Annotated in this window: 19 protein-coding genes; 15 read left to right on the top strand and 4 right to left on the bottom strand. The window is 45.5% G+C overall.

What is annotated here, in order from left to right:
* Window positions 1–191: 191 nt before the first annotated feature.
* The 3 genes from J2T20_RS06110 to mglC all read left to right on the top strand — a co-directional run bounded on the left by J2T20_RS06110 (window position 192) and on the right by mglC (window position 4,026).
* Window positions 192–1,274, top strand: coding sequence for a galactose ABC transporter substrate-binding protein (locus J2T20_RS06110; RefSeq protein WP_307586582.1), 1,083 nt, complete (start codon window positions 192–194; stop codon window positions 1,272–1,274).
* A gap of 126 nt (window positions 1,275–1,400) precedes the next feature.
* Complete coding sequence (locus J2T20_RS06105) at window positions 1,401–2,912, top strand: sugar ABC transporter ATP-binding protein (RefSeq protein ID WP_307586581.1); 1,512 nt, start codon at window positions 1,401–1,403, stop codon at window positions 2,910–2,912.
* Window positions 2,913–3,018: 106 nt separating this feature from the next.
* Window positions 3,019–4,026 carry a galactose/methyl galactoside ABC transporter permease MglC gene (gene mglC, locus J2T20_RS06100; protein ID WP_307586580.1) on the top strand — a complete coding sequence of 336 codons (1,008 nt, stop codon included), beginning with the start codon at window positions 3,019–3,021 and terminating at the stop codon, window positions 4,024–4,026.
* A gap of 553 nt (window positions 4,027–4,579) precedes the next feature.
* On the opposite strand, the gene J2T20_RS06095 is transcribed toward mglC, so the two are convergent.
* Entirely contained in the window at window positions 4,580–4,741 is a 162-nt protein-coding gene (locus J2T20_RS06095; RefSeq protein WP_307586578.1) for a hypothetical protein, read from the bottom strand.
* A 58-nt stretch (window positions 4,742–4,799) separates the two neighbouring features.
* Here J2T20_RS06095 and J2T20_RS06090 point away from each other — a divergent pair, with 58 nt between their 5' ends.
* The 8 genes from J2T20_RS06090 to J2T20_RS06055 all read left to right on the top strand — a co-directional run bounded on the left by J2T20_RS06090 (window position 4,800) and on the right by J2T20_RS06055 (window position 16,152).
* Window positions 4,800–6,758, top strand: a complete 1,959-nt coding sequence (locus J2T20_RS06090) for a WG repeat-containing protein (protein ID WP_307586576.1) — start codon at window positions 4,800–4,802, stop codon at window positions 6,756–6,758.
* A gap of 276 nt (window positions 6,759–7,034) precedes the next feature.
* Window positions 7,035–7,715, top strand: coding sequence for a CAP domain-containing protein (locus J2T20_RS06085; protein WP_307586574.1), 681 nt, complete (start codon window positions 7,035–7,037; stop codon window positions 7,713–7,715).
* Window positions 7,716–7,931: 216 nt separating this feature from the next.
* Window positions 7,932–8,777 carry a GDSL-type esterase/lipase family protein gene (locus J2T20_RS06080; protein ID WP_307586572.1) on the top strand — a complete coding sequence of 282 codons (846 nt, stop codon included), beginning with the start codon at window positions 7,932–7,934 and terminating at the stop codon, window positions 8,775–8,777.
* Window positions 8,778–8,806: 29 nt separating this feature from the next.
* Window positions 8,807–9,811, top strand: a complete 1,005-nt coding sequence (locus J2T20_RS06075) for an ABC transporter ATP-binding protein (RefSeq protein ID WP_373457760.1) — start codon at window positions 8,807–8,809, stop codon at window positions 9,809–9,811.
* On the top strand, window positions 9,804–10,793 hold the full coding sequence (locus J2T20_RS06070) for an ABC transporter permease subunit (protein ID WP_307586568.1): 990 nt from the start codon (window positions 9,804–9,806) through the stop codon (window positions 10,791–10,793). The genes J2T20_RS06075 and J2T20_RS06070 overlap by 8 nt, the downstream gene beginning before the upstream one ends.
* A gap of 67 nt (window positions 10,794–10,860) precedes the next feature.
* Window positions 10,861–12,843, top strand: a complete 1,983-nt coding sequence (gene parE, locus J2T20_RS06065) for a DNA topoisomerase IV subunit B (protein WP_307586566.1) — start codon at window positions 10,861–10,863, stop codon at window positions 12,841–12,843.
* 266 nt (window positions 12,844–13,109) lie between these two features.
* A complete protein-coding gene (gyrA, locus tag J2T20_RS06060; RefSeq protein ID WP_307586564.1) occupies window positions 13,110–15,551 on the top strand; it encodes a DNA gyrase subunit A in 2,442 nt (813 codons plus the stop codon).
* Window positions 15,552–15,720: 169 nt separating this feature from the next.
* Window positions 15,721–16,152, top strand: a complete 432-nt coding sequence (locus J2T20_RS06055) for a MarR family winged helix-turn-helix transcriptional regulator (RefSeq protein ID WP_307586562.1) — start codon at window positions 15,721–15,723, stop codon at window positions 16,150–16,152.
* An 84-nt stretch (window positions 16,153–16,236) separates the two neighbouring features.
* Here the strand turns inward: J2T20_RS06055 and J2T20_RS06050 are convergent, their stop codons facing one another.
* A complete protein-coding gene (locus J2T20_RS06050) occupies window positions 16,237–16,965 on the bottom strand; it encodes an RluA family pseudouridine synthase (RefSeq protein WP_307586560.1) in 729 nt (242 codons plus the stop codon).
* Window positions 16,966–16,968: 3 nt separating this feature from the next.
* Window positions 16,969–17,832 (bottom strand): class I SAM-dependent methyltransferase, encoded by an 864-nt coding sequence (locus J2T20_RS06045; protein ID WP_307586559.1) that lies wholly within the window; start codon window positions 17,830–17,832, stop codon window positions 16,969–16,971.
* Window positions 17,833–18,069: 237 nt separating this feature from the next.
* On the opposite strand from J2T20_RS06045, the gene J2T20_RS06040 reads away from it, so the two are divergent.
* From J2T20_RS06040 to J2T20_RS06025, 4 genes are all read left to right on the top strand, one after another.
* Window positions 18,070–18,948, top strand: coding sequence for a helix-turn-helix domain-containing protein (locus J2T20_RS06040; protein WP_307586557.1), 879 nt, complete (start codon window positions 18,070–18,072; stop codon window positions 18,946–18,948).
* 103 nt (window positions 18,949–19,051) lie between these two features.
* Window positions 19,052–19,423, top strand: coding sequence for a VOC family protein (locus tag J2T20_RS06035; protein ID WP_307586556.1), 372 nt, complete (start codon window positions 19,052–19,054; stop codon window positions 19,421–19,423).
* Window positions 19,424–19,825: 402 nt separating this feature from the next.
* The gene (locus J2T20_RS06030) at window positions 19,826–20,278 is read left to right on the top strand and encodes a flavodoxin (protein WP_307586554.1); all 453 of its coding nucleotides are present in this window, start codon (window positions 19,826–19,828) and stop codon (window positions 20,276–20,278) included.
* Between the two features lie 2 nt (window positions 20,279–20,280).
* Entirely contained in the window at window positions 20,281–21,060 is a 780-nt protein-coding gene (locus J2T20_RS06025; RefSeq protein WP_307586552.1) for a hypothetical protein, read from the top strand.
* A 59-nt stretch (window positions 21,061–21,119) separates the two neighbouring features.
* Here the strand turns inward: J2T20_RS06025 and J2T20_RS06020 are convergent, their stop codons facing one another.
* Window positions 21,120–21,971: a GNAT family N-acetyltransferase gene (locus J2T20_RS06020; RefSeq protein WP_307586550.1), complete on the bottom strand. Its 852-nt coding sequence runs from the start codon at window positions 21,969–21,971 to the stop codon at window positions 21,120–21,122.
* Window positions 21,972–22,011: the final 40 nt, after the last annotated feature.

Below are 22,011 nucleotides of genomic sequence, written 5' to 3'. Positions count from 1 at the left end.
TTCCCCTAATGAAAGGAGGATTTTTATAACTTTATGAGTATTGTTATAAGAGTCTGGGCAGTACATTAGAATTTTCATAAAACAGAGTAGTATTTTATATTCGCAACCGTTTTCAGGTGTTGCATAATAAGGATGTACCCGGGACAACACGGGATAACAAAAAAGAAATATAAAATGGAGGTCAATGAATAATGAAAAAAATCACTTCCGTATTACTCGCTAGTGCTTTGCTGGGTGCTGCTCTTGCAGGCTGTGGCGGCAACAACAACAAAGAAGCTAACACAGGTAACAATGCTGGTAATGCTGCAGAAGCAACTGCTGCTCCTGCTGCCGATGCAGCTAAAACTCCAAAAGTTGGCGTAGCAATTTACAAATTTGACGACACTTTCATGACTGGTGTTCGTAACGCAATCCAAACTTCTGCTGAAGGTATCGCTGAAGTAGACATCGTGGATAGCCAAAACTCCCAACCAACACAAAATGACAAGGTTGACTTGTTCGTTACTAAAAAATATAACGGTATGTTGATCAACCCGGTTGACCGTACAGCTGCCGGCGTTATCATCGACAAAGCAAAAGCAGCAAGCATTCCGGTTGTATTCCTGAACCGCGAACCGCTTCCTGAAGATATGAAGAAATGGGACAAAGTTTACTATGTAGGCGCTAAAGCAGAAGAGTCCGGTACAATGTCCGGCCAACTGATTGTTGACTACTGGAAAGCACACCCAGAAGCTGACAAGAACAAAGACGGAGTACTTCAATACGTAATGCTTAAAGGCGAGCCAGGACACCAAGATGCTGAGCTTCGTACAACTTACTCCATCCAAGCTATCGAAGATGCTGGAATCAAAGTTGAAAAATTAGCTGAAGATACTGCAATGTGGGATCGCGTTAAAGGTCAAGAAAAAATGGCTGCATTCTTGGGTTCCAACGGAGACAAAATCGAAGCTGTACTTGCTAACAACGATGACATGGCTCTAGGAGCTATCGAAGCTTTGAAAGCTGCTGGATACTTCACAGGCGACAAATTCATGCCTGTAGTAGGTGTTGATGCAACTGCTCCTGCTGTTCAAGCATTGCAAGATGGAACTATGCTTGGTACTGTGCTGAACGATGCCAACAACCAAGGTAAAGCTGCTATCACAGTTGCCGCTTTGCTTGCAAAAGGCGAAACACCAACTAAAGACAACGTAGGCTTTGACGTTACTGACAATCAATATGTATGGATCTCCTACAAAAAGATTACTAAAGAAAACGTTGCTGAAGCTAAATAATAATTCTTAAATAAGGGTATGCATAGGGAGCGCTATCGCTCCCTAACATTCCTTTCGGGTAGGGAACAGGATAGAACCGCTGTGCCTCTCATAAAAAAAAGAAAAAAACTTAGGGGGCGTAAGAAAATGGCTCAAAGCGAGTTTTTGCTGGAAATGAAAAACATCACGAAAGAGTTTCCCGGCGTTAAAGCACTAGATGGTGTAAGCTTGCAGGTTAAACCGGGCTCTGTTCATGCTCTTATGGGCGAGAATGGTGCTGGAAAATCAACACTAATGAAATGTCTCTTCGGAATTTATTCACCGGATGCCGGTGAAATATTCTTGGACGGCGAGAAAGCTTCTATTAATAACTCCAATGATGCACTGAAAAGCGGAATCTCAATGATTCACCAAGAACTGCATCCAGTACCTTTCCGCAGTGTTATGGAAAATATCTGGTTAGGACGTTTTCCGACCAAGGGAATCGGGCCGCTTCAGTTTATTGATCACAAAAAAATGTATGCTGATACGGAAAACCTTTTTAAAGATTTGGATATCGATCTGAATCCCGAAACTTTGGTGGGCAAGCTGTCCGTATCCAAAATCCAATCCATTGAAATCGCGAAAGCAGTCTCTTTTAATTCTCGCGTTATTGTAATGGACGAACCAACATCATCCCTGACAAGCGTAGAAGTGGAGCATCTATTCCGGATTATCCGTGATCTCCAAAAAAGAGGCGTAGCCATTATTTATATATCTCACAAGATGGAAGAGATTCTTGAAATTTCTGACGATGTTACCATCATGCGTGATGGTAAAAAAATTGGTACTTGGCCTGCAGCAGAGATGACTACCGACCTTATTATTTCCAAAATGGTTGGGCGGGATTTAACGAATCGTTTCCCGGAACGCTTTAATGTACCAAGTGAAGTCTACATGAAGGTTGAAGGGTTAACCTCACCGGAACCAAGATCCTTCAAAGACGTGTCTTTCGATTTGAGACGCGGTGAAATTCTCGGTATTGGTGGTCTTGTAGGCGCTCAGCGTACAGAAGTTATTGAAGCACTGTTCGGTCTGCGTGCGATTAAGTCAGGTACGATCTCCATCGCTGGAAAACAAGTTAAAATCAATTCTCCAAAAGATGCAAAGAAGCATGGTTTAGCATTGCTTACCGAAGAGCGGCGTGTAACCGGTATTTTCCCGGTATTGTCCGTACATGAGAATGGTGCGATCGCAAACCTTGACCGTTATCAGAAACCGTACCTTCTGCTTGATGGTAAGAAGAAAAAAGAAGAAGTGGATAGAATGATTGAAAAATTGCGTACCAAAACACCTACAACCAAAACGCAAATCATGAACTTGTCTGGTGGTAATCAGCAAAAGGTGCTGCTAGCCAGATGGTTGCTTACAGAGCCTGAAATTCTTCTTCTTGATGAGCCAACGCGCGGTATCGATGTTGGAGCTAAATTTGAGATTTATACCATCATTGCCGACTTGGCAAAACAAGGCAAGAGTATCATAATGATTTCCTCTGAAATGCCGGAATTGCTCGGAATGTCTGATCGCGTTATGGTCATGTCAGAAGGAAAATTGACAGGTATATTAGAAGGCGCGCAGGCTACGGAAACCGAAGTTATGCGACTCGCTGCACAGCACTAGGATAGGACGAAAGAGTATGCTTTTCGAAGACGGTTTTGCGCAGCAAAACTGGTTATGCTTACGAAGAGAGCTACGCATCGCGTAACTTTAAGGAGGAACACTACTAATGAACGTTAAAAAAGCTCAATCCTTTATAACACAAAACGCTATCTACATCGTATTGGTACTGCTTATCGCTGGTATTGCCTTGTATGAACCCGCTTTTATCTCTGTAAACACTTTGCGTGACATTATGATTCAATCGTCCACGCGGATCATTATCGCACTTGGTGTTGCTTTTATCCTCATCACGGCTGGTACAGACTTGTCTGCAGGTCGGGTAGTAGGTTTCACGGCGGTTATCTCCGCTTCCATGCTGCAAATTCCGGATTATTCCCGTCGTTTCTTCCCGGACCTGCCGCAAGTAAATGTACTTCTTCCAATTGTTATTGCGATCATTGCAGGTTTGCTATGCGGTCTCGTGAACGGACTGATTGTATCCAAGCTGAATGTTCCACCGTTTATCGCAACACTGGGTACCATGGTTATCGTGTACGGTGTTAACTCCCTGTACTTCGATATGGACCCGAACCAATCGCAACCTATCGGCGGTCTGCGTCCTGACTTCACTAAAATCGGTTCCGGATTTATTGGCAGCGGTCAGTATTCCATTCCGTATATCGTAATTATAGCCTTGGTAGTGGCCGCCTTTGTCTGGGTATTGTTTAACAAAACAAAGCTTGGCAAGAACATGTACGCTATCGGCGGTAACATGCAAGCTGCTAAAGTATCCGGTATCGACGTTTCCAAGAACCTGGTCTACATCTACGCTATTGCCGGTGCTTTGTATGGTCTGGCTGGTGTGCTTGAAGCTGCTAGAACAGGCGGAGCAACAAACAATTATGGTAACATGTATGAACTTGATGCGATCGCAGCCTGCGTAGTCGGCGGTGTATCCACAACTGGCGGTATCGGTACTGTACCGGGCGTTCTGGTCGGTGTTATCATCTTCACCCTGATCAACTATGGTTTGACCTTTATCGGCATCAGCCCGTACTATCAGTTGATTATCAAAGGTTTGATCATCATCGCTGCAGTTGCCTTCGATATGCGTAAATATTCATCGAAGAAATAAGGGGGCTCGGTGATTGAGCCGTAACTGCGGTGAATATTGAGCTTACGATCGCTGTTGTTCTCGGATTTCCTGATTTAAACCGCTGTTCGCGGTAGAAATCCGAGAACAGCTTATGCTTACGAAGCGAGCTTTTCTACGAAAAGCTTTCGGGCGACCACTAACGTTTCTCCAGCTTCAATATTCCCCTTCGTTACTTCTCATCACCTCGCCTAAGCAGGTGGCAGTCCAAAAAGCGTTTGCGATACACAGCAAACGCTTTTTGGCATGTTTTATATCGATTGCTTCGCTCCGAAATAACACCCCAGACCCCAGACCCCAGACCCCAAAACCCGGAACCCAGAACCCAGACCGCGAGCCGCGAGCTGCATCCTGAAGTTTCAAGCTGGCTGAAACTTCGTCTATTTAAACACCCACTCCAAGTAGGGTGTTTTTTGTCTTTCTTTCACAGATGTTGAAGTTGGTGTTGGGGGTGGTAGTTGGGTTACCGCTGATAGCAGCGGAGAGAACGGAAGGATTGCGGAGAAGCGTCAGCGTTCGCCTTTGTATCCAAATTTCAACCGCGCTGCGGTTCCAATCCAGAAATTTGGATACAACAGCGATTGTAGCAACCTTCCGTTCGTGTAGCGGCCGTCCGAGAGCAATCGTCCGAGCAGGGACCGCCAGCCATCACATCCCACTCCCCAGCCTCAACTTCATGTGTGACAATAAGACACATAAACACCCGCTCCCCCATATTCTATAGGCAAATGCCTTGTGCAGGGGGAGCGAATGAAATGATACGGATGAGGTTAAACGGCTTGGACAGCGGGCAGGGAGACCACCTGCTTCATGTAGAAGTATGGAAATGGGACGGAATGAGCTGGAAAGCTTGGTTGGACCAGCAGCAAAGCTTTATCCGCGGGGAGGAAGAACAATTTGTAACGATTCCTGCCGAACCAGGATTATACCGTGTTGATTACTCTTCCAGACCGTGGGAGGCGCTCTCTCTGGTTGATCAGGGGGACGAAAATGATTTACGGGTGACAACGCTGCACCCGGCCCCCTTTAAGCTTAAGGAAGGAATGCTGTGGGGTTATATAAATGATGACGGTAAGACTGTGATTGAACCGCGGTTTGAATATGCGGAGGAATTTCAGGAGAATGGGCTAGCGATCGTGCAATTGAAAGGACATAGTGGACTCATCGACAACATGGGGCGGGAGAAAGTAAAGCCCATTTATTCGTTTATCGGTCCATTCTCTGAAGGCCGCGCAGTAGTCTCAGATGAAAAGGGATATTTTTTGATAGATGAAAAGGGCAAAACCGTTACCTCGAAACGCTATGATTTTTTGAACTCATTGCAGGAAGGGCGGGCACTATTTTATACAGGATTAGAGGGTGGGAAAATTCTTTATGGTTATCTGGATCGTCATGGAAAAGAGGCCATACCTGCTGAGTATGAGGATGCCGGCGATTTTAAGGAAGGGACGGCCGTGGTTAAGATTAGCAGCGGTGAATTCGCTTTGATTGATACTGAGGGGCGCAAACTGCATACCTATAATCATCCCTATGTAGGAAGTCTTAGTGAGGGTCTGCTTCCTTTCCAGGAGACGGAAAATGGTAAATACGGTTACCTCCAGATCGACGGAACCATTGCTATACAACCACAGTTCACATCTGCCCTTCCTTTTTCTGAGGGGCGAGCTGTTATAAATACAGCTGAGAATTATGGTAATGCATACGGATTGATCGATAAACAGGGAAAAAGGATTATCCCCGCAAGGTATTACGAGGTCCAGCAGCTTGGAGAAGGCAGGGTGGCACTTGGCACACCTATCTACCCGGATCAACCTTATCGCGGTTCCCGCTACGCCATTGCTGATGCGGAGTCAGGACAGATTTTAAGTAATCAGCCGCTGCTAGCCGTCAACAACTACGATAGGGGGGTAGCGTCAGTACATGATGCGAAGGAGACATACTTTATTGATAGAAGCGGCAATAGAGCAGCTCAGCCACCCGTCATTCCGGGGTCCGGAACACTTTCCTTCAGTGGGAACTTAATTAGGGCCGATGTAGATCAGCGAACAGCCTATTATAATCGCATGGGCAAGCAAATATGGAAGCAAAATACGGTAATCCCTCTGAGACCCCCATATTCGGTCTTAGAGAAAAAATACAAACCGAATGCGGACTATTTAGTCTATTATCCGATCGTTGAGGGAATCGCCAATGTAGAGGTCTCTAGAGAAGTTAATAATAGGCTGCGGAAGCTTTCACTAGCAGAAGGTGCAGGGATCGGTGGGGCTTCGAAGGAATTCAGCTATACTGGGGACTTTTCAGTAGCCTTTTTCCGTAAAAATTTATTGGTGCTTGAGTTAAATGGTTACAAGTTCCCCTTCGGGGCTGCACATGGTATGCCTACCAGAGAGTATGTACACATCAATTTACGGAGTGGAAAATTCTATGAGTTGCGTGACTTATTTAAACCGGGAAGTAAATATGTGGAGAAACTTAGCGAAATTGTGGGTAAACAAATCGCGAACGATCCGCAGTATTCTTACGTATTCCCCGGTTCATATAAAGGAATAACTGCGAATCAGCCATTTTATGTGGATGAACAGGCACTTTATCTATATTTCGCCCCTTATGATATTGCGCCCTACGTTGCTGGATTTCCCACATTCAGGATTCCTTATGCTGAAATAATGGGGTTAATCTCAACAGAAGGGGATTTTTGGCAATCCTATCATTAAAATTAGGATAAGTAACGCCGATAAATGTAGTAGTGAAGCGTAATCTAAATTGATTTCTAGGCCGCTCCCTACGGGGGCGGCAATGCTCAAATTCCAATCTTTTACTTCGACAATGGACAAGCCTTTTTAGCCTATAATTTACAGAAAATAACACCGCACAACTCAATAAATTGTGATACAATGACTGAGGACGAGAAAAGTTACATATTTGTAATCTTTTCCGCCATGTATCTAAACAGCTTAGAGAATAGCATCCAGACTTAAGGAGATGACAAAATGAAGAACAAAAACCTAAAAGCATTATTAATAGGCGGTAGCCTTGCAACAGTTATGGCAGTTAGTATTTCTTTACCCTCACAAGCTAGTGCGGCTACAAGCAGCCCTATTGACCTGACTAACACTCGTTACGAGCAAATACTGAAATATTTTCAAACTTATTATAGCCAATCTGCCCCTACTGTAGTGGTTAATACTCCTGTTGTAACAGAGCAGAAGGCTCCAGTAGCACCAGTAGCTCCGACAAAAACTACTCCAGTTGTTACACAAGCTCCCAAGAGCACACCAACAACGGCTGTAGCAGCTCCAAAATTAACTTATACTCAACAGGTAGTAGTCTTAGTCAATAAAGAGCGAACTGCTGCCGGACTAAAACCGGTTACCGGATTGGACAGCTTAAATAAATTGGCGGCCACTAAAGCGACGGATATGCGTACGAACCAATATTTCTCTCATACCTCCCCTACTTATGGATCTCCATTTGATATGATGGGTACCTTCGGAATTACTTATAGAGCAGCGGGCGAGAATATTGCTATGGGGCAAAAAACTCCGCAAGAAGTAATGACGGCTTGGATGAATAGCCCGGGTCACCGCAAGAATATCCTCAGCGTTGATTTTAACTATATTGGCGTAGGATTTGATAATAATTACTGGGTTCAAGAATTCATAGGTAAATAAGCAAATCAGTGACAAAGTCTTACAGGAAAAAACGTTCTTCGCCTATTAGCGGAGAGCGTTTTTTATTATGAGCAAGTATAATTGTGTATTTATGTCCTTGTCATCTATTCCTGATTAGGAACATTTGCAAATTGCAGATAGAAGATTTATGTTTAACTACATAGCTAAAATTACTGAACAATTTGGCAGAATATAAGGGATATGGAGGAATGGCTTTTGAATGATTCCAAATGGACCTGGCGGTTTGTATGCCTGATTTCCATAGCAGCAACCCTAATCTTTATAGTTGGTTTTGGTTATGCGGTGAAAGATATTGTCTACCCGCAAGGAGATGCTCCTCTGACCGCTCTGCCACAGAAGACGGGTGCGCCGGATGAGGAAGTGACCGGAATTTTGAAGGTGGTCGCTATTGGAGACTCGTTGGCAAAAGGGACCGGCGATAATACAGGGAGCGGATTTGTTAAACGAGCCGTTGAGGGAATGTCAGAAGGAGACCAAGAGGTAAATTTGCTTGGAAACCTGGGAATAAATGGACTGACCACTCTTGGGCTGCAAAATGAACTCAACGAAGAAGGTGTTAAGTATACCCTTCGACAAGCCAATACCATTTTGGTGTCTATAGGCGGTAATGATTTATTCAGAGGAGCAGGTATTGTTCAGAGTAACAGCAATACAAGTTCACCAACCTCGGATGAACCCTCGGCTCCAACAGATGAATTAACCTCGAAGGAACTTTTGGCAGCTCTACCCGAAGCCTCAAAACGGCTTGAAGAGGCGCTTCTGAAGATCGCCGAAATTAATCCGGAAGCAAAAATCTATTTTTTGGGCCTATATAATCCATTTGGCGATATTCCGGAATTGCGGGTTCCCGGTAATCAAGCCGTCACAGTTTGGAATAATGCAGCCATGGATATCATTAATACTCACAGTAACATGACGCTGGTACCGACTTTTGATTTGTTCCACAACCACCTGGAGAAGTATCTTTCAACAGATCATTTTCATCCGAACGGTGACGGTTATCAGCGAATAGCGGATCGAATTATACAGGCAGTGCATTAGAGGACTGCGGTTTTTTTATGGATTTCGACATGAGGGTACTAAGGAGTTGTAGGGATATGAATAATGAGTACGGCAGTACCGCAAAAGTTGTCTTGTCAGTTAGTAACGTCCGTAAAAAAATCGCCCATAAGTGGATTATCGACGATGTATCCTTCGACGTAAGAGAAGGCGAAATATTTGGCTTTCTTGGACCTAACGGTGCAGGAAAGACCACGACTATACGTATGCTCGTTGATTTGATACGGCCAAGCGCCGGGACTATTACTGTTTGCGGGTATAATGTTAACCGTCATCCTGAAAAAGCACTGCAATTTGTGGGCTCTATCGTAGAAAACCCGGAGGTCTATACCTATTTGACGGGCTGGGAAAACTTACAGCACTTTGCCCGTATGCAGCCTGGAGTGGATGAGGCCCGGATCGCCGAGGTAGTGGAAATAGTACGACTGGATCAGCGCATTCATGATAAAGTCAGAACCTACTCTCTTGGAATGCGTCAGCGGTTGGGTATCGCACAAGCTTTGCTCGGACGTCCTCGACTGCTTATACTGGATGAGCCAACAAATGGACTTGACCCTAAAGGCATTAAGGAACTGCGAGAGTTTATCCGTCAGCTGGCTGATGAAGGTTTAGCTGTATTTGTCTCCAGCCATCTACTTAGTGAAATTCAGCTTTTATGCGATCGGGTCGCAATTATAAGTAAAGGCCGGGTTTTGGCTGTAGGCGGAGTAGACGAGCTTGTATCCAGGAACTCTCCATATGTATTATGGAATGTTGAGCCTTATGATAAGGGTAGGGAACTGCTTGCAGCCCGAAACGGAATAAATATAACAGATCCGGCAGATGTCAGTTTAGACGATACAGTAATTGCAGGTATGGGAACGAACTCGGTGATTACGATCATGGAGGATGAGCTAATTCCGGAGATCGTTGCCATGCTGGTTGCCGCTGGTATAGAAGTTAGAGGCGTGCATAAAATCAACCCTACACTGGAACAGCTATTCTTGAAACTGACGGAGGGTGAGACCATTGAATAATCTACTGCCGCTCATCCGAAATGAGTGCATAAAGATACTGAAAAAGAAACGTTTTTATGTTATTCTGCTTATTCTGGCTGTATTGGTACCGATGTTCACCTATGCACAGATGCGTATAGCTGAGCGCAGTCAGGATAAATTCAACTCTGATTGGCGATTAGAAGTACAACAGCAGATTACCGATAACCAGAATTCACTAAGCAGTGACCGGATTCCTGAGGAGTGGAAATCGTACCGCCGTATTTTTGTACAGCAGCTTCAATATTATCTTGACCATGATGTGAATCCGAATGAACCGAGTGGAGTTACCTTTACTCGCGAATTTTTGGACAACTCCGTAACGTTATTCATTCCGCTCTTGATTATGGCAGTGGCCTCCGATCTAGTATCAGGTGAAAGAACCACAGGTACAATTAAGATGCTTCTAACAAGGCCGGTTAAACGTTGGAGGGTACTCTTCAGTAAAATGACGGCTCTGATCATGTTTGTTTCATTGATTGTTTTGTCTACATTTTTAGTAAGCTACTTAATTTCAGGACTGGCCTTTGGGTACAGAGGGTTTAATGTGCCGGTATTTACAGGATTTCAGATCGGCGGGGATACCGTAAATATGTCTACAGTGCACGCAGTGCCTCAATGGAAGTATATCCTTATGCAATGCGGTTTGATCTGGTTTGTCAGTATCGTTGTAGCTTTATTGGCTTTTATGGTTTCTGTACTCGTGCGCAGCACGGCGGCCAGTATCGTGGTAATGATGGCAACACTAATCGCTGGAACCATATTAACGAACATGGCATCGGCTTGGACAACTGCCAAATATTTGTTTATGGTTAACCTGGGGCTAACCGGATATTTAGCGGGTACACCCTCGCCGATAGAGGGAATGACCCTTCCATTTTCAATGGCAGTGCTGGGCACATGGGGTTTGATTTCAGTGATCATTTCATTCACCGTCTTTACGAAACGGGATATCTTGAATTAGAATAAACAAAGTGACCAAAACGTTTGTTTGCATTTTGGGTATAGAGACAAAAGAAGGAGGAGCATGAATGCTCGAACAGATCGATATGTTTGCAGAGTCATCAAAGACCGGTGCAGCAGGCCGGACTGGATACGATGCTGACGACATTCAAGTGCTCGAAGGTCTGGTTGCAGTACGCAAACGACCTGGCATGTATATTGGCAGTACTAGCGCCTCGGGGCTGCACCATCTAGTATGGGAAATTGTTGATAACGCAGTAGATGAACATTTGGCGAAATATTGTTCCAAAATTGATATTACGCTGCGCAAGGATGGCTCGGTTACCGTGATTGACAACGGTCGGGGAATACCGACAGGAATGCACAAGACGGGAGTACCCACGCCGCAGGTCGTGTTTACGATTCTGCATGCCGGCGGAAAATTCGGCGGTTCAGGCTACAAGAAATCGGGCGGGTTGCACGGAGTAGGGGCTTCAGTTACCAATGCTTTGTCCGAGTGGCTGGAGGTCGAGATTTACCGCGAAGGCAAAATTCACCGGCAGCGCTTCGAATATTGGGTAGATAAGAACGGGAAAGAGCATGTAGGTGAGCCGGTTACGGGTTTGGAAGTCTTGGGTAATACGAACAAAACCGGTTCGAAGATTACCTTCAAACCGGATATTCGTGTCTTCCCGAATGGGATTGCTCTTAACTACGATACGCTTGCCGAAAGAATTCAGGAGATAGCATTCCTTAATTCTGGTCTGCGAATCACACTTACAGATGATCGAAGCAATAAGCAGGATGAGTATTTCTATGAAGGCGGAGCAAGTCAATTCGTTCAATTCCTGAATGAAGGCAAGGATGTATTACATGATGTCATCCACTTCACTGCAGAGAAGGATGATATAGAAGTAGAGATAGCCCTTCAGTATAATGCTGGCTATACCGAAACCATAGCTTCCTTTGTGAACTCGATTCCTACCCGCAGCGGAGGAACACATGAGACCGGCTTCAAAACAGCCTATACTCGTGTCATGAATGATTATGCAAGGCGTACACAATTGCTGAAAGAGAAAGATAAGAATCTGGAAGGCAATGATTTGCGGGAAGGCATGATGGCTGTAATCAGCGTGAAAATGTCTGAAGTTGAATTTGTCGGTCAGACCAAGGATCAGTTAGGGAGTGCTTCTGCTCGCAGTGCTGTAGACTATATGGTTTCCGAGAATATGGCGCGTTTTCTGGAGGAAAACCCCCAGGTTGCGCAGAGCCTCTTGAAGAAATCGATCCAAGCCTCCAAGGCTCGTGAAGCGGCCCGCAAAGCCCGTGATGAAATCCGCACAGGAAAAAAACGGAGCGAAAGCTCGAATCTTGGCGGGAAGCTGACACCTGCTCAGTCCAAAGATGTTACGCGTACAGAGTTGTTCATTGTGGAAGGGGATTCCGCTGGAGGGTCGGCGAAGCAGGGCCGTGATTCTAAGATTCAGGCTATTTTGCCGCTTAAGGGCAAGCCGATGAATCCTGAAAAGGCCAAGCTGCTGGACATTTTGAAGAATGATGAGTACAAAGCAATCATCTCTGCGATTGGAGCGGGGATTGGCACGGAATTTGCCGTGGAAGACAGCAATTATTCCAAAATCATTATTATGACCGATGCGGATACTGACGGAGCGCATATACAAGTGCTGCTGCTTACGTTCTTCTATCGGTATATGAAGCCTTTGATTGATGCCGGAAAAGTATATCTGGCCCAACCGCCACTGTATAAGCTGACTCGAAAGACAGGAAAGCTGGAAACGGTGCGTTATGCATGGAGCGATGAAGAACTACAGAATTACCTGAAGGAATTCGGTAAAAACTTCGAGTTGCAGCGTTATAAGGGATTGGGAGAGATGAATCCTGACCAGCTATGGGAAACGACAATGAATCCTGAATCCCGCACACTTCTACAAGTGCAGATTGAGGACGCTGCAAAAGCTGAGCGCCGTGTGTCCACTCTAATGGGTGACAAAGTCGATCCCCGTAAACGCTGGATCGTTGAGAACGTCGATTTCACCGAAATCGTAGAATAGCACTTAAGATTTTGAGTAGTGCAGTAAGTGGCAAGTGACGAATACTTCCCTTTTTTTATTTTTTTGGTGATAGGCAAACGGAGTAGGCGGAATCGTTCTGGAGGAGCGTAGCGTTCGCCTTTGTTCCCGGATTTTAACCGCGATCAGCGGCTATAATCAGAAAATCTGGGAACAACAGCGACCGGAGGAATGATCCGCCAGCGGAGTGTCTGAATAATACCAATGTTTAAAAAACATGGACAGATTGAGGAACAGAAGGTGAGCCAATGAGTAGTTTATCAGAACAATTTTTACCGGCTTTTCTGGAAGAGGTCGTCGGTGACCGTTTTGGCCGGTATTCCAAATATATCATTCAGGACCGCGCTATTCCCGATGTGCGTGATGGTCTGAAGCCGGTTCAACGTCGTATTTTGTATGCGATGTATGATTCCGGCAATACTCCGGACAAGCCGTATCGGAAATCTGCAAAAACTGTCGGGGACGTAATGGGTAACTACCATCCTCACGGTGACTCCTCGATTTACGACGGCATGGTGCGTATGGCACAGCCTTGGAAGATGGGACATGTGCTTGTTGACGGACATGGCAACTGGGGTTCGATGGATGATGATCCAGCTGCGGCTATGCGGTATACGGAGGCTCGCTTGTCTCCGATAGCTATGGAAATGATGCGGGATATTGAGAAGCGGACCGTATTGTTCAAGGATAACTTTGACAATACAACTAAAGAGCCTGTCGTTGTTCCTTCACGGTATCCGAATCTGCTTGTGAACGGTGCAAGTGGTATTTCTGCAGGTTTTGCAACCGAAATTCCACCACATAATCTGCGCGAAGTCATTGATGCCTGTATAGCAGTAATGCAAAAGCCCGATATTGAGCTTGAAGATATCATGACCTTCATCAAAGGTCCGGATTTTCCAACAGGCGGCACCATTATGGGCGGCGACGGAATCATGGATGCTTATCGTACCGGCAAGGGTCGCATCTACTTGCGGTCTAAGACGGATATTGAGAATTTACGCGGTGGCAAGCAGCAGATTGTCATTACTGAGGTCCCTTATCAAATCGTGAAGTCACGACTGGTTACTGCAATGGAAAATATCCGTCTAGAGAAGAAAATTGAGGGTATTGCCGAAGTTCGTGACGAGAGCGGGCGGGAAGGCCTTCGTATCGTGGTGGAATTGAAGAAGGAAGCGGACGCACAAGGGATTCTGGCTTATTTACTCAAGAAAACGGATCTGCAGGTTACATATAACTTCAACATGGTGGCGATTGTTAACAAAGCGCCCCAGCAGCTCGGTTTAAAATCGATCTTGGAAGCCTATATCGCCCATCAACGCGAAGTGGTAACGCATCGGACACGCTATGATTTGGAACGTGCAGAAGATCGTGCCCATGTGTTGGAAGGGCTAGTTAAAGCCCTGAACATCTTGGATGAAATTATTGCGGCAATCAAAGCGTCGAAGAATCGTCAGGATGCCCAGAATAACCTGGTGTGGATGTTTGGTTTCAGCGAACGTCAGGCAGACTCTATTCTTACTTTGCAATTATATCGTCTAACCAACTTGGAGATTAACTCTCTACAGAAGGAACTTGACGAAATGCATGCTCGGATTGCGGTTCTACAGGGGATATTGGACAGTGATAAGAAGCTGATCGCTGTAATCCGCAAAGAACTCATGGAGATTCGTGAAAAATACGGGATAGACCGCCGCTCTCTCATCCAAGGTGAAGTAGAGGAGCTCAAGGTCAGTCTTGAAGTGCTGGTTAACGCAGAGGAAGTGTTAGTCGCGCTTTCTTCTGACGGTTATATTAAGCGTACTAGTATGCTTTCCTTTACCCGTTCCGGCAGTGAAAGACATACTTCCGGGGTTAAGGAAGGCGACCATATCGTTAAGCTGATGGATCTGAATACAAGGGACAGCTTGCTGGTATTTACCCGTAAAGGCCAGTATTTCTTGCTTCCGGTTCATCAAATTCCAGAGTTTAAATGGAAAGATCCCGGAACAGCGATAGTAAACGTCATCAGCTTGGCTAAAGGCGATGGGGTAGTTAGTGTTCTGCCCGTGAATAATCTGGAAGATCCGCAGCAAAGTCTTGTGTTTATCACCCGTAAGGGTCAGGTGAAGCGTACAGAGCTCAAGGAGTACTCCACAAGCCGTTCTGGAGCAGTAGCAGCCTGTAAGGTGGCTGAGGGAGATGAAGTCCTTACGGTGGCGATTAGCCGGAATGACAAGGACATAGTTTTGGTCACTCGCGAAGGGATGAGCATCAGGTTCCATGAGAATGAGGTAAATCCAATGGGTCGGGTGGCATCCGGAGTAAGAGGGATTCAATTGCGGGAGGGTGATAGTATCCTATCCTGCTTCTGGGTCAGCGAAGATGAAGGCGAAATCTTGACCATTACGGATCTAGGCTATGCCAAGCGTACACTGCTCTTGGATTATCCATCCCAGAGCCGCGGGGGCAAAGGGATGCCGACGTTTGAATTCAAGGAAGGTAAGCGGGTTCGTCCGAACGGAAGCCGATTAGCGGGTGCGTTCTATTGCAAAGATCCGCTGGAACTAACTGCTGTTACACAGGATGGTTTGATACACACGTTTACTTCCGAATCTGCACCTCTTGGAGAACGCCGGTCTATAGGCAAGCAGATTGTCCCAGTTGAGAAAAAAGACGAGATATTAAATATCATACTTACGATTAAGTAATGGAAACTTAACAATAATAAGAGGCGTTTGATCTATCTCCTAAGAGAGCGATCAAACGCCTTTATGCATAATTGTTAGTATTTTATTTTTTTCCTTTTGCAGGAAATAGAATCTTTTTCGCGAAATGTAGATATACAGAAAAGAACCGTGGGGAAAGGAAGGAATAAGTGTGCACTCCTCTGAATTCAGTAAAATTTGGCATAAGATTTTGAAGGACTATAAGCTACACATGGATAGCAAGCTTGCCCCGACGTTGACGGATGCCCAACTCACTGTGCTGGAATTGCTTCAAGAGCGTGATGTCATGAAACCTTCTGATTTGGCACCACATCTGGCGACCAGTCCGGCAGCAGTTACCATGCTCCTTGACCGAATGGAGAAACATGAGTTAATCAGCCGCGACCGGGATATTGCTGACCGCCGGATAGTATGGATCAGTATCACCGAGACAGGGAAGAAGGAAACGGAGCGTGGCTTAAAGATACGCAGTGACTTTTTTGCTGAAGCATTAGATCCTATTTCTTCACACAATCAGCAGTTGTTGCTATATCTGATGGGAAAGATGGTTGTTACTTCAACACCTGAGGCTGCAACGTCTTAAGGTTGTTATTTCTACAATTGTTAGTAAGAACGTTTACATATGATCCAACTGAAGCGGAATTCATGTGAAAAAGCAGGTCGTCCATTAACGGACGGCCTGCTTTTGTAATTCCTGCGCCCACAAATTCCAAGGATGGCTTTGCGGCGGTAGGGATATTAACTGTATATCTTCTTTGGTTGTAGGATGGGGGAACCCAACAAGTGCCGACCAAAGTGCAATTTGCTGTCCCGGTTTATTCACCGAGGCACCGTACTTCTGATCACCATAGAGCGGACAGCCCTTGGAACTAAGCTGCACACGAATTTGGTGGGAACGTCCGGTTAGCAGATCTACCTTGAGCAGGCTGAAACCTCCCGAAGTCCCGAGTACGGTGTAATCCAAAATAGCTTCCTTACCGCCGGGTGTTCCTTTTCGAACAACGCTAACGGTATTGCTTTTTTCATCCTTTAACAGAGTGTCTGTAAGACGTCCCTGCGAGGTAGGGAGCGTTCCGTGAACCACTGTAAGGTAAATTTTACGGAAACTTCGGCTGCGTACGCTTTCCGAGAGACGTGATGCGGACTTGGAGGTTTTGGCGAATACCATCGCACCGCCTACGGGTCGGTCCAGACGATGAACCAATCCCATATACACATTGCCGGGCTTGTTATAACGCAATTTAACATCCTCTTTAAGGATATTGAGGAGATCCAGATCTCCTGTGGCATCCTCTTGTACAGGAACATTAACAGGCTTCACAATGCCGAGCAGATGATTGTCCTCATATAAAATCTCGACAGATGGCAACCCGTTCTGACTCTCATGCTGTGCCATGGCTTACGCCTCCCAGCGTCCCAAGATACCGCAAGGAAGGTTCATTCCGGTGGAGGTAATCGGTAAGCCGATCTCGCCGGAGGTCAGCTTGCCGCCGTAGCGCTTACCCATCGTCATCGACAGCATATTTCTCAGTACAGTTGGAGAGATCCCTGTTGTATAAGAGTTAATGAGCATGAACAAAGGATTGTCACTCATAATTTCCATACAGCTTTCTAGGAAAGGATAGAGACTGGATTCCAGCTTCCACATTTCGCCGCTTGGCCCTCTGCCATAAGAAGGGGGATCCATGATTATCGCATCATATTTACTGCCGCGTCGCTGTTCACGCTGAACGAACTTGAACACGTCGTCTGTGATGTAGCGGACAGGGCGTTCGCTGAGACCGGACAGCTTCACATTATCCTTCGCCCATTGCACCATGCCTTTAGCGGCATCAACGTGAACAACTGAAGCCCCTACACTAGCCGCTGCTACAGTTGCTCCTCCTGTGTAGGCAAAAAGGTTAAGCACTTGGATGGGACGGTTAGCCGCTGAAATCTTGTCCATCATCCATTTCCAGTTCGCCGCTTGCTCAGGGAATAATCCCGTATGTTTAAAGTTAGTCGGACGAAGTTGGAATTTCAACTTGCCGTAGTTAATGTGCCAATGATCAGGGACAGCTTTCTTCATCTCCCATTGACCCCCGCCAGCCGAGCTGCGGTGGTAATGTCCATGTACATTTTTCCACTGAGCTGTTTCCTGCTCCAAAGGCCAAATAATTTGTGGGTCTGGGCGTCTAAGTATTACATCTCCCCAACGCTCCAGCTTCTCCCCGCCTCCGGTATCAATAACTTCGTAGTCCTTCCAATCACTTGCTATATACATGTTTTTATCCATCCTTCAAAATTTCATTTAGCCTTTATTGTACAACATTTCGCCCTACAGCTACAAACAAATAGCTGCGATTATTCTCATTTTATCCCATAGAACGCATGTGTATAAGATTACAGCTGTTATTCTGGCACTCCTAGTAACGATTGTGTATGATTAAGTGGATATAACCACAGATGATTTTCAGATAAACAATATTAATTTTGTGGCCACTTAATCAGAAGTGAGCATATGAACATTACATACACCGAGGACGGTCAGAGAAAGGACCTTATGTTCAATCTATCAGAGCTATATCATCCTCTAACAGCGAAACCTGCGCATACCAACGAGTTCTTACCTTGTAAAGCATTGCAGCCCTATATACGCTGTTTCTGGGGACCGGAATCTTCCTTTTCCTTGGAGGAACCGCAAACTTTTGCTACTCAAAAAGAGATGATCATACCGGATACCTGCATGGACATTATTTGGGAGTTGGATGAAGCGGTAGGCAGGCCGGAAATTTATTTTTGCGGAATTAATGATACTCCCTTTGAAATCATGCAGGAGAATATGAAAAGCAGAACAACACGCTTCGCCATCCGTTTTCACTTTTGGGCAGTACAGTTTTTTGCCGATCATCATCTTAGAGATGTTCTTAATGTGAGTACTGATGTGGAGCATTATTTCAGTTCCTTCAGGAAAGACCTGGGTGATCTGCTGGCGGTGGCCTGCACAATGTCAGAACGGATCGCTGCCGCGGAAGCCTATTTGCTGCGTCGTTTGGAGGGGCCACACCGGACCAATGATAGTCTAATGAATGCTGTTCACTTGATTATTAAGCGTAAGGGTGTCGTGACCGCTGATGATTTGGAGAGCACTTCCGGTCTTAGCCGGCGCCAGCTTGAAAGGCTGTTTCAGGAGTATATAGGTGTTGCGCCCAAAAAAACGGCAGATCTCGTACGTTTCCAGAATGTATGGCAGGACTTGTACTACAGCCCAGGTAGAAGGGGGAGGGTACAGGATATTGTCTTTGCTTATCAGTACAGTCACCAGTCCCATCTCATTAATAATTTCAAAAAGTATGCCGGAAGAACACCTATGGAGGCCTTAACGAATGCAGGGCGGTAAGCATGTCGTTTTTTTGCAATACTTTGGATAGAAATGAAGGTAAGATGTCTCTAGCAGAGATAACTGCCGTCATTACTAAATATTAAATGTGAGGGGACGAGCTATGATTTCTTCATTTGAGGGCATTAATATCTACAGTAAGGACACCGCTGCATTGGCAGCATTTTACACAGAGGTACTCGGTATTCCACTAGTCTTTGAAGGATTCGGGAATTTTGACGGTGCAAAAATCAGCTTTAATGTTAATCAACCCGGCATAATCCTATGGGATGAGATCAAATGGAGTAAACTCACTACCGGAGCTATTAATTTAGTATTCTCCTGCGGTAATTTGGATGATACCTATAAGACGCTCAAGTCCAGAGGGCTAGAATGCGAGCCTCCGGTGACTATGGAATATGGCGGAAAAGAAATGAATTTCAATGATCCTGACGGCAATAATATCACGCTGCTTCAAGGTTCTTATGTCCAATAAGCAATAGCATATTCCAAAAGAAAGAACGCAACAGCGCCGGGGTAAAGCCGGTGCCATTGCGTTTCTTTTTTTCTTTATATTGACAATGATAATCATTATCAAATAAAATAAGGATAATAAAAATATAGGTTGAACTAAAAATAATCTCTGGGTGATAGAAACGAAGGGGAATTTTGGAACTGGAAGAGCGTCAGCGACCGCCCAAAAGCTTTCCATAGGAAAGCTCGCAACGGAAGCATAAGCAGTTTCCGGATTTCATCCGCGGACGGCGGTAAAAATCAAGAAATCTGGAAACAACAGCGGCTGGAAGTCCAAACATTCACCGTAGTTACTACCACACCCAAATGAGAATATCTTAGGTTAGATTAAATTTTATCTATCCATTTAGGGAGGAACAAATGTATGACCAAGATTTTGGTTGCGTATGCGAGTCTGACCGGCAACACGGAAGAAATTGCTGAACTCATAGTTGAAGGTATACGCGATGCAGGAGGAGAGGCTGTCTTGAAATCGGTCACTGACTGTAATGCGGTTGAGATACAATCATACGAGGGTGTCCTGCTGGGTGCTTATACTTGGGGGGACGGAGAACTGCCGGATGAATTCCTCGATTTCTATGAGGAGCTGGAGGAGCTGGATCTATCCACTTCTAAATCAGCAGCCTTCGGAAGCGGAGACACTGGATACGACATATACTGCGGAGCTGTAGATCGAATTGAGGAAAAGCTGAAGGAGCGCGGAGCTATCATTCTCCAAGAGAGTCTAAAGATCGAATACGGGCCAACCGCACCGGAAAAAGAAGCTTGCCGTCAGTTCGGCCGTCAATTCATTGAAGCCTGCAAAGCGGTTTCATAAATATGGGCGGCCCCGTAGATACTTATTCGGCTCGAAATGGTACTTCGCCAACAGAAGGGTATAGAAGACTTCACGATTATCGGGTGGAGCATATCATGCTGGATAGAACCTATATTTCAGGTAGGAGCCCTTCTGCCACAGGACTTCCTCGTTGGCGCCAACAGGTCCAGTATGCAGTGGGGCACACGTTGAACGATTTTTATAGTCTGCACCCGGATGTTCGCCGAGAAACACCGATTCAGTTTCTACTGGAACGTCGATGGCCTCCCAAGGGAACTTCCTTTTCTTCCTTAATGAATTACTGGGATATCAAGACAAGAATAGCCGATGAGCTGATGCGAATCGCTTCTGTCAATCATTTGCAAGATAATCCTGTGAAATTGTATGAACAATGGTTTGTACCCGTACCGGAGCTTAAGATTGAGCTGTCTATTATATTTCAGCTAGCCTGGAAATCTCAAATCAGAGGTCGCAGTCTTCATGTGCAAAAGTTCATGGTTACGGCAGATGAAGAAGTGATTTCCGGATTTTTGCATTTGGTTAATGTCTTTTGCCACTATGCCTATGGAGAGCCACCTGAGCGGGTGGAAATCTATTCTCTGCTGGATGGACGGAGACACAACTTTGACTGTAGCTCCATACCGCTTGCTAAATCCTTAGATTATATTCGACTACTGTCTGTGTTTTTAGAGCAGGAAGAAGTTTCTGATTGTTCTTTAACATGCGCCGGCCGAAAAAGCGAGAAGAATGAGGATTCGTATGGTAGATTTGGATTGATGTAAAAACACCCTTAACTCCGGCTTTTTACGCTGGGTTAAGGGTGTTCTATTCTAAGTACTAATCAGCCAATGTATCGGTAATAATCCTGCTTGTTCAGAATGACAAAACCGCAGCTCTCATATAGCTTCAGGGCATTGGGATTATCCAACGCTACCTCAAGATTTACTCCATTATAATTGCGGCGTTCACGCTCGATGGTCTGCAACAAAGCACTGCGTCCGATGCCGAGCCCGCGCAATTTCTTGTCGACCGTAAACCCGTAAATCCAGGTTTCGTTATCCTCTGTCCAAAGGCGCATTTTTCCGGCTGGATGTCCATCCAGCTCAATAATAATATGTTCCTGTAATTCTTCTTGCTTCTGAAGTTCGTAGACTTTGGAGGCCTCCTCCTTCGTCATATTGAATCCCCCGCAGTCCAGATCCACAAGTATATGAGCTTCATCATCGCCTGCAGGCCTCAGAATTACTGCACCTGAGGCTGAGCTGGCCTCTGATGAGGCTAAGTGAGCCGAAGCCCCGTCCCATTTCATTTGATATTCTGCATGATTAAAGGAGAGTGGAAGAGTGCTTAGGAACGCCTTCGCTGTTGTAGAAGCTGCAGGGGCATTCAGTAGCAGCTTTGAAACGTTACTCCCTATGATGATACTACGGGCCCGCTTCCAAAGAGAGGTAAAGATACCTCTCCGGCGATAACCCGGACGTACCATTCCGCATACTTCCATCTCTCCACTGATGCTGTACATTCCTAAAAATCCGACCAGCAGCTCGTCCTCATAAGTAACCAGCCATTCTGCACCCTCCGAAGACGGGGGTTGACGCAGCATGTCCCAATTTAGTTTTAGCGATATTCCGTCGAATTGCTCGCAGCGGCGCTGCAGCTCTTCCACATCTTTTAAAGTGTCGGTTGTTGTCAAACTCTTTCCTCCCAAGCTGAAATCTCATTTAATTAAATGC

It is taken from the genome of Paenibacillus wynnii (assembly GCF_030812855.1).
Lineage (GTDB): Bacteria > Bacillota > Bacilli > Paenibacillales > Paenibacillaceae > Paenibacillus_AQ > Paenibacillus_AQ wynnii_A.
Note: the sequence above shows the minus strand (reverse complement) of the source record. Positions and strands in the feature narration are given on the sequence as shown.